Raw genomic sequence first — 10,366 nt, 5'->3', positions numbered from 1 at the left:
CGAGCCAAAGAAAGGCCCCGCCCCACCGGCGGGGCCTTTTTGCGTCCGGGCCATGGCTGCTCACGCGTGAGCAGAGGGGTCATCCCTCTGATCCAAAACGAAAAACCCGATATTGGTAACGAATGGTTAACCATGATTTAGGGGCGGCGGGACAAGTCCCGCCCTACGGACAGCGCTTCAACAGCCGCATGGGCATCTTGAGCGTGGCCGCTCCTCCGAATTGGTGAAAGAGTGATGATGTTGTCTGGTCAAAGGCGCTTGCGCGATGGAACTACCGCCACTTCAAATGTCGCTTTGGTCGAGATCGCTGTTTGCGGAAAGACATCGCTTTCTTGTCAACGAAATTCAAACTCGTTTCTTGCCACTTCTTTCAGAGCAACAGATCGTTGAAGAAGCCGAGGCTGTATCAGCTCAAGAATGGGACCACTGGGGTGCGGCTCCAGCAAATGAAACGAGTGACCCGTCGGATGCCGCAGAGATCTCGATCGAAAAGGGAGTCGCTCATTGGGAACTCCTGAACGACTTGCGAAAAAATACAATGCTGAGCTTGATTACGGGGGTCTTCCATAACTGGGACAAGGAACTCCGAAGTTGGCTTGAGTGGGAAGTGTTCAGGTGGTGCCCAAGCGAAGTAGTAAAGAAAGCGATTTGGACCTCGACAGTGGATGAAGTCCTAAATCTTCTGAAGGTTTATGATTTTGACGTCAGAAAGCAGGACTATTTCCCTCGTTTGGATGCAACCCGTTTAGTAGTGAATGTCTATAAACACGGGTTGGGAAAGTCCTACGAGGAACTTGCCAAAAGGTACCCAAAATACCTGCGCTCATCGTTAGTCTTCTCGGATGACGAGACAGGCGAACTCTCCGCCTCAGATCAAACAGCAGGAAGCTGGCAAGATCATACTGCGTTGGAATTACACGAGACTGACTTCGAAGATTTTTCATCGGCCATTGCAGACTTCTGGCATTCTTTTCCCGATGATCTTTCATTCCAAGAGGATGCCAAAGTGCCCAAGTGGTTCTCAAAGGCGCTAACCGAAAGGTAGGCCTTGCCCTTTCTTTGAATCAATGCCCCCAGTCGGGTTAACAGCGGGCTTGCCCGCCACGCCATCGACGGGCCTGTCCGGGGCCCGGCGATTTGATGACGGTCGGCGCTCCGCTCGTTCTGTGCAATGACTTGGCAGCCATAAAGTGCCATAGATTTCCCGTTGGATCGCCGGTCCCAGGCCCGCCGACGGCGGGGCTTCATTCCCGGCGCGACAAGTCCCGCCCTACGACGCTAATTACCCTTGCGGAGTGATCCGATTCCCCCTATACGCCGCTCATCCAACGGGGTGCGCTGTTTGCGTGCCCCCATTTCGTTGGACATCTGAGACGCGACGAGGGTGCGGGATGAGCCCGCATCGTCCAATCCGTTAGAACCCCGATAGAAGGGGACAAGCATGGCAGTTGCCAGCCAGAATATCCGTATCCGCCTCAAGGCGTTTGATTACCGGGTTCTCGACGCTTCTACGCAGGAAATCGTAAACACGGCCAAGCGCACCGGCGCGACCGTCCGTGGGCCGATCCCGCTGCCGAACAAGATCGAGAAGTTCACGGTTCTCCGTGGCCCGCACGTCGACAAGAAATCCCGCGACCAGTGGGAAATCCGGACGCACAAGCGTCTGCTCGACATCGTTGACCCAACCCCGCAGACCGTGGACGCGCTGATGAAGCTCGACCTGGCCGCCGGTGTTGACGTTCAGATTTCGGTCTAAGGAGGGTTACGTTCATGTTGCGCTCTGGTGTGATCGCGAAAAAGGTCGGGATGACCCGCCTTTTCATGGAAGACGGCAAGCAGATCCCTGTGACCGTTCTTCAATTGGATAAACTTCAGGTGGTCGCCAAGAAGACCTCTGACAGCGACGGCTATTCGGCTGTTCAGCTTGGCGCCGGTACGGCCAAGGCCAAGCGGACGTCGGCGCCGATGCGCGGCCACTTCGCCAAGGCGAATGTAGAGCCCAAGCGCAAGCTGGTGGAATTCCGCGTCGATGCGGAGAACCTGCTGGACGTGGGCGAGGAAATCATCGCCGATCATTACTTCGAGGGTCAGTTCGTCGACGTGACGGGCACCTCGATCGGTAAAGGTTTTGCCGGTGCGATGAAGCGCTGGAACTTTGGCGGCCTGCGCGCCACGCACGGTGTTTCGATTTCGCACCGTTCGCACGGTTCGACTGGTCAGTGTCAGGATCCCGGCCGCGTCTTCAAAGGTAAGAAGATGGCTGGTCATATGGGTGCGGCGCGCGTTACCACGCAGAACCTGCAGGTTGTCAAAACCGACAGCGACCGTGGCCTGATCATGATCAAGGGTGCGGTTCCGGGTTCCAAAGGTGGCTGGGTGACGGTCAAGGATGCGGTGAAGAAGCCGTTCCCTGAAAACGCCATTCTGCCTGCTGCTCTGGCCTCTGCCGCTGCTGAAGCTGCGAAGGCGGCGGAAGAAGCTGCTGCTGCCGCTGCTGCTGAAGCTGAAGCGGAAGCTGCACGCCTTGCGGAAGAGCAGGCGGCTGCGGAAGCCGAAGCGCTGGCCCAGGCCGAAGCTGAAATCGCTGCTGAAGGCGACGCTGCCCCTGAGGGTGACGATGCTGAGAAGAAGGACGGTGAATGATGAAAGTCGACGTTATCAAACTGGACGGTAAGAAAGCCGGTTCGGTCGACCTGGACGAGGCCCTGTTCGGCCTTGAGCCGCGCGCCGACATCCTGCATCGCGTCGTCCGCTGGCAGCGCAACAATGCGCAAGCCGGTACGCACAAGGTGAAGACCCGCTCGGAGACGAGCTATTCCACCAAGAAGATCTATCGCCAGAAGGGCACCGGTGGCGCACGCCATGGTGACCGCAACGCGCCGATCTTCCGCAAGGGTGGTATCTACAAGGGTCCGACGCCACGTTCGCACGGCCACGATCTGCCGAAGAAGTTCCGCAAGCTGGGTCTGCGCCATGCGCTGTCCGCGAAGGCTGCGGAAGGTCGTCTGGTCGTGATCGACGAGGCCACCGCGAAAGACGCCAAGACCGGTGCCCTGGCCAAGCAGGTGCGTGAGCTGGGTTGGAAACGTGCGCTGGTTATCGACGGTGCCGCCGTGGACGCCAACTTCGCCCAAGCCGCGCGCAATATCGAAGGTCTCGATATTCTGCCGACGATGGGTGCAAACGTCTATGACATCCTGAAGCGTGACACCCTGGTGATCACGAAGGCGGGTGTCGAAGCATTGGAGGCTCGCCTGAAATGAGTGCAGACGCCAAGCATTATGATGTGATCCGCAAGCCGCTGATCACCGAGAAAACCACGATGGCTTCCGAGAATGGAGCTGTGGTCTTCGAAGTGGCCATCGATGCGAACAAGCCCATGATCAAGGAAGCCGTTGAGGCCGTCTTTGGTGTGAAGGTGAAGGCCGTGAACACGACCATCACCAAGGGTAAGGTCAAGCGCTTCCGTGGCCAGCTCGGCACGCGGAAAGACGTGAAGAAGGCCTATGTGACGCTGGAAGAGGGCAACACGATCGACGTGTCCACCGGCCTCTGATCCAACGGGTCATCTGAATTTGGAAAACCCCGTCGCTTGTTGCGGCGGGGTTTTTCTTTGGGGAGAGCGGTCTGTCCTGTTCATTGCGAAGAACTGGCCCTTTCGCTGCCCACCGGTTTCAGCGTTAATGGCGGGAAGGGAGGCACGATTGGACGCACTTGGACTGACGCTTGAGATGACAGTGGTCTTGGGGCTGCTGGCATTGACGGTCACATTGTTCGTGACCGAGGTCGTGCGCATCGATCTGGCCGCGATTTCCGTGCTGGTGCTGTTGGGACTATTGAGCCAGGTGCCGGGGCTTGAGAATATCGCGGATGTGGATGAGTTGTTCTCAGGCCTCGAATCCAATGCGGTTGTGTCGATCATCGCGGTGATGATCATCGGGGCGGGGCTCGACAAGACCGGGATCATGTCGAAGGTTGCGGCGTTTATCCTGAAGCATGGCGGGCGAACGGAAGCGCGGATTGTGCCGATCATCTCCGGCACTGTGGGCGTGATTTCATCGTTCATGCAGAATGTGGGCGCGGCTGCGCTGTTCCTGCCGGTGGTCAGCCGGATCAGCGTGCGCACGGAATTACCGCTGAGCCGGTTGCTGATGCCGATGGGCTTCTGCGCGATCCTGGGCGGGACGATGACGATGGTGGGATCTTCGCCGCTGATCCTGCTGAACGACCTGATCCAGAATGCCAATGAAAGCCTGCCCGCCGATCAGCAGATGGAGCAGTTCGGGCTGTTTGACGTGACGCCGATTGGGGTCGCGCTGATCCTGACGGGTATCCTTTATTTCATGCTGCTAGGGCGTTGGGTTCTGCCCGGCACGCCGGATGCGGAGGACGCGACCAGCGGGCAATCGCTGCGGGAATACTTGCAGAAGATTTACGGCCTGCACGCCGACATCTTTGAGGTGAGCATCCCGGTGGGGCATCCGTGCGAGGGGATGACGTTCGACGAGTTGATGCAGGAGTATCACGTCTACATCATTGGCAGCGCCTATCGCGGGCAGCGGTGGTTCGCGCCGACGATCGACACGCCGATCACCACGCCCTGCCGTCTTGCGGTTCTGGGCCGGGGGCGCGATGTGAACACGATGGTTCTGGACCGCGGCCTGACGATGCATTCGTCGCTGGATGTCTTCGCGGAGGATTATGCACCGACGAAATCGGGTGTGGCCGAGGTCGTGATCCCGCCGGGTTCATCGCTGATCGGGAAATGTGCCCATGACGTGATCTTCCGCAAGACCTACGGCGCCAGCATGTTGGCGATCCACCGCGACGAGGAAACGCTGAGCTACGTGGAGACGGAGGATCACGCGCCGACCGCGATTGCCGAGGTGCCCTACAAGGCGGGCGATACGTTGGTGATCCATTCGACGTGGGAGGCCCTGACGCGTCTCACCAAGAACCGGGATTTCGTGGTGGTGACGACCGACTTCCCGCAGGAGGAGCTGCGCCCGACCAAGGTGGGATGGGCGCTGACCTTCTTCGCCATTGCCTTGGGCATGATCTTGTTCACGGATGTATTGCTGTCGCTGTGCCTGTTGACGGGCGCGGTGGGGATGATCCTGACCCGGGTGCTGTCTATTGATGAGGCCTATCAATCGGTCAGTTGGAGCACGGTGTTCCTGTTGGCGAGTCTGATCCCGTTGGGGCTGGCGGTGCAGAGCACTGGGACGGCGGCGTGGATTGCGGACCGGATTTTGATGCTGCTGGACGGCTGGCCGATCTGGGCGTTGCAGGCGGGGGTCGCGGTATTGGCCACGATCTTCACGTTGATCATGTCGAATGTGGGCGCGACGGTGCTGCTGGTGCCGCTGGCCGTGTCGATTGCGGTGGCGGCGGGGGGCAACCCGGCGATCTTTGCGCTGACAGTGGCGATTTCGACGTCGAACAGCTTCCTGATCCCGACCCATCAGGTGAACGCACTGATCATGGGGCCTGCGGGGTATAAGGTGACCGACTTCATGAAGTCCGGCGGAATCATGACGGTGCTGTTTCTGGTGGTGTCGTTGGGGGTGATGGGGGTTTTGTTTTGAGATGAGAAGCGTAGAAGATCAATATCACCCTATTGTAAGTTGGGAATGGAGTGATCAGTGCGATTGCCCATGCTAGGAAATCAAAGGAACTTTTGCGAGCTGCTGGCTAAGGCAGAACGGGGTGAGCGAACATTCATCGTGTAAAACGGAATCCCAACGGCCGAGGTGGTCGCCTCAATAAATGCAAGTCAAAACCAGCCAAGGATTCGAGCGCTTGTTACGGGACTTCTCTAAAGGGCTGGTGGGAATAGCGTCACGGTCAAAACGAACGCAATCGTTGCAATTATTGCAATGAAATTCACCAGTCGGAAAAGGCCAAACCTCAGCACCAAATCAGTCTTACTTTCTTCGTGGTAGTGTTCAGAATCGAACGATGACTCGAACCCATATGCTCTAAGGCACCGGAGACAACAGATTGCTATGAAAAGGTACAGACCTAATTCGGCACGAATAAGATCGGTGGCGAGCGACCGTTCCGAGTATCCCGTGAGTGTAATGGTCAAGACTGCGATCATTATCGAAATGTGACCGATTAAAGCCGAGACACGATCCTGCAATGTCTGAATGTGGTATTCATATTGTTCTGGGCTATCAGGATTTGCCTTAGCCTCAAGTTCTTTACGGATAGTCCTGTCCACTAGCTCGATATCAACTGTCAGCCTGAGCAATTTAAGTGCTAGGTAGTCAAAAGACGAGTAGAAGACACGTATCATTTTTTACCTCCATTATTACCGACGTGGTATTTTTCTCGCGCTGTTTCAAGTCGCCGGTGCCTTCGTGGGCCTTGACCCCCACCGCCCAACCTCCTAAACGCACGCATCGGCATGGCCCCGGATTCGTCCGGGGCTCTGTTTTTGTTCGTTACGGACAATGAGACGGGCACCTCCGGGGGCCTTTAACATCAGGGGCCGCCAAGGTGGCTCCGCCAAGCAAACGGAAGACAGTTAACATGGCACTCAAGTCGTATAAGCCGACGACGCCGGGCCAGCGTGGGCTGGTACTGATCGACCGTTCGGAGCTGTGGAAAGGACGTCCCGTCAAATCTCTCACCGAGGGTTTGACCAAGAAGGGCGGCCGGAACAACACCGGACGGATCACGGCGCGTCGTCGTGGTGGTGGGGCAAAACGCCTTTACCGTATCGTAGATTTCAAGCGCACCAAGTTCGACGTCGAAGCGACCGTCGTTCGGATCGAATATGACCCGAACCGGACCGCGTTCATCGCGCTGGTGCAATATACCGATGGTGAGCAGGCCTATATCCTTGCCCCGCAGCGTCTGGCTGTTGGCGACAAGGTGGTCTCGTCCTCCAAGGCCGACATCAAGCCGGGCAACGCGATGCCCTTCTCGGGTCTGCCGATCGGTACCATCGTGCACAACATCGAGCTGAAGCCCGGCAAGGGTGGCCAGATCGCACGCGCCGCGGGCACCTATGCCCAGTTTGTCGGCCGTGACGGTGGCTACGCTCAGATCCGCCTTTCGAGCGGCGAGCTGCGTCTTGTCCGCCAGGAATGCATGGCAACGGTTGGCGCGGTGTCGAACCCCGACAACTCGAACCAGAACCTTGGTAAGGCCGGTCGTGTGCGTCACATGGGCAAGCGCCCGAGCGTTCGCGGTGTTGCCATGAACCCGATCGATCACCCGCATGGTGGTGGTGAGGGTCGTACTTCGGGTGGCCGTACGCCGGTTACGCCTTGGGGTAACGACACCAAGGGCAAGCGTACCCGCAACAAGAACAAGGCGTCGCAGAAGCTGATCATCCGCTCGCGTCACGCCAAGAAGAAAGGGCGCTAAGTCATGAGCCGCTCCGTCTGGAAAGGGCCTTTTGTCGACTCTTACGTCCTCAAGAAGGCCGAAGCCGCGCGCGAAAGCGGGCGCAACGACGTGATCAAGATCTGGTCGCGTCGCTCCACCATCCTGCCCCAGTTCGTCGGTCTGACGTTCGGTGTGTACAACGGCCAGAAGCATGTGCCGGTGAACGTGACCGAAGACATGATCGGTCAGAAGTTCGGGGAATATTCGCCCACGCGCACGTATTACGGGCACGCGGCGGATAAGAAAGCCAAGAGGAAGTAAGCCATGGGCAAGGATAAAAATCCCCGCCGCGTGGCGGACAATGAGGCGCGCGCCAAGCTGCGGATGCTGAAGACCAGCCCGCAGAAGCTGAACCTCGTTGCCGGCCTCATTCGCGGCAAGAAGGTGGAGAAGGCGCTGACCGACCTCACTTTCTCGAAGAAGCGTATCGCGGTTGACGTGAAGAAGTGCCTTCAGTCGGCCATCGCCAATGCGGAAAACAACCACGGTCTGGACGTCGACGAGCTGGTCGTGTCCGAGGCCTATGTGGGCAAGAACCTTGTGATGAAGCGCGGTCGTCCGCGGGCGCGTGGCCGGTTCGGTCGCATTCACAAGCCGTTTGCAGAACTGACCATCACGGTCCGTCAGGTTGAGGAGACCGCCTAATGGGACATAAGGTAAACCCAATCGGCATGCGTCTTCAGGTCAACCGGACCTGGGACAGCCGCTGGTACGCAGACACCAAGGAATATGGTGATCTGCTGCTGGAAGACATCAAGATCCGCGAGTTCATCAAGAAGGGCTGGTGGGATCTGGTTGCCAAGCGTGACCGCCGCAACCCGGGCGATGCCGGGATTGCAAAGGTCATCATCGAGCGTCCGCACAAGAAGTGCCGCGTGACGATCCATTCGGCGCGTCCGGGTGTCATCATCGGCAAGAAGGGCGCAGACATCGAAGGTCTCCGCAAGGAATTGGCGAAGATCACCGACTCGGAACTACACCTCAACATCGTTGAGATCCGCAAGCCCGAGCTGGACGCGCAACTGGTCGCTGAGAGCATTGCTCAGCAGCTGGAACGCCGTGTGTCTTTCCGCCGTGCCATGAAGCGTGCCGTGCAGAACGCCATGCGTATGGGTGCCCTTGGCATCCGGGTTAACGTCGCGGGCCGCCTTGGCGGCGCCGAGATCGCCCGGACCGAGTGGTATCGTGAGGGCCGCGTGCCGCTTCACACCCTGCGTGCGGATATCGACTATGCACATGCCGAGGCGGAAACGCCCTATGGCATCATCGGCATCAAAACCTGGATCTTCAAAGGCGAAATCATGGAGCACGATCCGTCGGCCCGTGACCGTCGCAATCAGGAAATCCAGGAAAGCGGTGGGGCCTCGCGCCCGCGCCGTGACCGCTGAGGAGGTCTGATCAATGTTGCAACCAAAACGGACAAAGTTCCGCAAGATGCACAAAGGCCGGATCAAAGGCGAGGCGAAGGGCGGGTCTGACCTGAACTTCGGCACCTATGGTCTGAAAGCCCTGCAGCCCGAGCGCGTGACTGCCCGCCAGATCGAAGCCGCCCGTCGGGCCATGACGCGTCACATGAAGCGTCAGGGTCGCGTCTGGATCCGGATCTTCCCGGATACGCCCGTAACCTCCAAGCCCGTCGAAGTGCGTATGGGTAAAGGTAAGGGTTCGGTCGATTTCTGGGCGTGCAAGGTCAAGCCTGGCCGGATCATGTTCGAGATCGACGGTGTCTCGGAGCCCATCGCTCGTGAGGCCCTGCGCCTTGCCGCGATGAAGCTTCCGGTCAAGACCCGCACCGTGGTTCGCGAAGACTGGTAAGGTCGAACGACCTCTAAAAATTCAAAGCTCCCGCCGAGAGATCGGCGGGGGCTTTTTCTTTCTGCCTAGTTTTTGTGTAAGCCTTTATGACAAGTCGAAACTGGAGTCGTTGAGTTGGCAGTTGCAGGTTGGGTGTTGGCAATAGCGGCGGTTATTGGATTGATTGGCAATCTGTCTGGTGGCGGATCACTTGCTGATCCTTCGCCAAGTTGGGCCAGACGGCGACTGATCGCATGGATAATTTTGGGGATGGCGGCCAGCGCGATGATCTACTTCGCTTAAACACTAAGTATCGAGTATGAGAACATTCCTTTTTATGATCGCATTCTTCGGAGTGCTGTTTGTCGTCTTCTCGCTTGGTCCGGAGCAAGGCGGTGTGGAATCCGAGTGGTTGACCACATGCGAAGAGGTGTACAACTTTTCTAACCCACATGAGTGCGTGGCGGTTTTGTGGGACGCTGGACGCGTAGTTGATGAACTAGATTTCACTTTGGAAGATGGTTTGATGTCATGCGCCGCTTCCGCAGATAGTCAGTTCGCCTACGATCAATGCGAAATGGCCTTGCGCCATGCGATTAGAACTCTGTCCCGGTGACTCAATTCGAATTTCGTTTCGTAAGTGCTTGCATGGCGAGTAACCCTCTAGGTGCCTAGTCTACCCTCACCTCTTCCAAATGGTTTTCGATGTGCATCAGGTGCGCCAGCGCGAATTGATCTTTGCCGAGTGCGCCGAAGGCGAAGTGGGGGCGGAGGGGGCCGGTGTGGTCGCGGAATTGCTCTAGCGAAGTGACAAGACGGTGCAGGCCTACGTCGGCTGAAACGTCTCCGATGACTTCGCCGGGAATGGGTTCATCAAGGCCATGGCTCATCCGCCCACGCAGTTTGAAGACCGTGAAGGCGAGTTTGCCGGCGGTCATCTGGAAGAGCTTCGGCTTCTCCTCCGGGTAGCCGGTCATGGAGAATTCAACCCCTTGCGCGAGGTGGCTGAAGGTGCGGCCCAAATCCCAATCGCCGGTCGATTGGATGGCGGAGAGGTCGAGGGCGTCGAGGCGGCGGAAGGCGGTGTCGAGGGCTTGGGTCATGGGCTTCACTCAACAGGATCGCCCGCGTTCATGTCCAACGAAACTTTGAATCGTGGTGCTTTTGAACG

General features: G+C 58.0%; 13 protein-coding genes. 12 read left to right on the top strand and 1 reads right to left on the bottom strand.

Features of this window, described 5'->3' with window-relative positions:
• Window positions 1–265 precede the first annotated feature (265 nt).
• The 12 genes from V8J81_RS15070 to V8J81_RS15015 all read left to right on the top strand — a co-directional run bounded on the left by V8J81_RS15070 (window position 266) and on the right by V8J81_RS15015 (window position 9,811).
• Window positions 266–1,045: a hypothetical protein gene (locus V8J81_RS15070; RefSeq protein ID WP_368476567.1), complete on the top strand. Its 780-nt coding sequence runs from the start codon at window positions 266–268 to the stop codon at window positions 1,043–1,045.
• A gap of 396 nt (window positions 1,046–1,441) precedes the next feature.
• On the top strand, window positions 1,442–1,756 hold the full coding sequence (rpsJ, locus tag V8J81_RS15065; protein WP_339987329.1) for a 30S ribosomal protein S10: 315 nt from the start codon (window positions 1,442–1,444) through the stop codon (window positions 1,754–1,756).
• Between the two features lie 14 nt (window positions 1,757–1,770).
• Window positions 1,771–2,643: a 50S ribosomal protein L3 gene (gene rplC / locus V8J81_RS15060; RefSeq protein ID WP_368476566.1), complete on the top strand. Its 873-nt coding sequence runs from the start codon at window positions 1,771–1,773 to the stop codon at window positions 2,641–2,643.
• Complete coding sequence (rplD, locus tag V8J81_RS15055; protein ID WP_368477658.1) at window positions 2,643–3,263, top strand: 50S ribosomal protein L4; 621 nt, start codon at window positions 2,643–2,645, stop codon at window positions 3,261–3,263. Before rplC ends, rplD begins: the two co-directional genes overlap by 1 nt.
• Window positions 3,260–3,556, top strand: a complete 297-nt coding sequence (locus V8J81_RS15050) for a 50S ribosomal protein L23 (protein ID WP_368476565.1) — start codon at window positions 3,260–3,262, stop codon at window positions 3,554–3,556. The genes rplD and V8J81_RS15050 overlap by 4 nt, the downstream gene beginning before the upstream one ends.
• Window positions 3,557–3,704: 148 nt before the next feature.
• The gene (locus V8J81_RS15045) at window positions 3,705–5,588 is read left to right on the top strand and encodes an SLC13 family permease (protein ID WP_368476564.1); all 1,884 of its coding nucleotides are present in this window, start codon (window positions 3,705–3,707) and stop codon (window positions 5,586–5,588) included.
• Between the two features lie 949 nt (window positions 5,589–6,537).
• A complete protein-coding gene (rplB, locus tag V8J81_RS15040) occupies window positions 6,538–7,380 on the top strand; it encodes a 50S ribosomal protein L2 (RefSeq protein WP_368476563.1) in 843 nt (280 codons plus the stop codon).
• Between the two features lie 3 nt (window positions 7,381–7,383).
• Entirely contained in the window at window positions 7,384–7,662 is a 279-nt protein-coding gene (gene rpsS, locus V8J81_RS15035) for a 30S ribosomal protein S19 (RefSeq protein WP_368476562.1), read from the top strand.
• Between the two features lie 3 nt (window positions 7,663–7,665).
• Window positions 7,666–8,046, top strand: coding sequence for a 50S ribosomal protein L22 (gene rplV / locus V8J81_RS15030; protein ID WP_368476561.1), 381 nt, complete (start codon window positions 7,666–7,668; stop codon window positions 8,044–8,046).
• Window positions 8,046–8,789, top strand: coding sequence for a 30S ribosomal protein S3 (gene rpsC, locus V8J81_RS15025; RefSeq protein ID WP_368476560.1), 744 nt, complete (start codon window positions 8,046–8,048; stop codon window positions 8,787–8,789). Before rplV ends, rpsC begins: the two co-directional genes overlap by 1 nt.
• Window positions 8,790–8,802: 13 nt before the next feature.
• The gene (rplP, locus tag V8J81_RS15020) at window positions 8,803–9,216 is read left to right on the top strand and encodes a 50S ribosomal protein L16 (RefSeq protein WP_368476559.1); all 414 of its coding nucleotides are present in this window, start codon (window positions 8,803–8,805) and stop codon (window positions 9,214–9,216) included.
• A gap of 316 nt (window positions 9,217–9,532) precedes the next feature.
• Window positions 9,533–9,811 carry a hypothetical protein gene (locus tag V8J81_RS15015; RefSeq protein ID WP_368476558.1) on the top strand — a complete coding sequence of 93 codons (279 nt, stop codon included), beginning with the start codon at window positions 9,533–9,535 and terminating at the stop codon, window positions 9,809–9,811.
• A gap of 55 nt (window positions 9,812–9,866) precedes the next feature.
• On the opposite strand, the gene V8J81_RS15010 is transcribed toward V8J81_RS15015, so the two are convergent.
• Window positions 9,867–10,298 (bottom strand): DUF1569 domain-containing protein, encoded by a 432-nt coding sequence (locus V8J81_RS15010; RefSeq protein WP_368476557.1) that lies wholly within the window; start codon window positions 10,296–10,298, stop codon window positions 9,867–9,869.
• Between the last annotated feature and the right edge of the window lie 68 nt (window positions 10,299–10,366).

Source organism: Gymnodinialimonas sp. 202GB13-11, from assembly GCF_040932485.1.
Lineage (GTDB): Bacteria > Pseudomonadota > Alphaproteobacteria > Rhodobacterales > Rhodobacteraceae > Gymnodinialimonas > Gymnodinialimonas hymeniacidonis.
The sequence above is the reverse complement of the archived record's forward strand: the minus strand, read 5'-3'. Positions and strand labels throughout refer to the sequence as shown.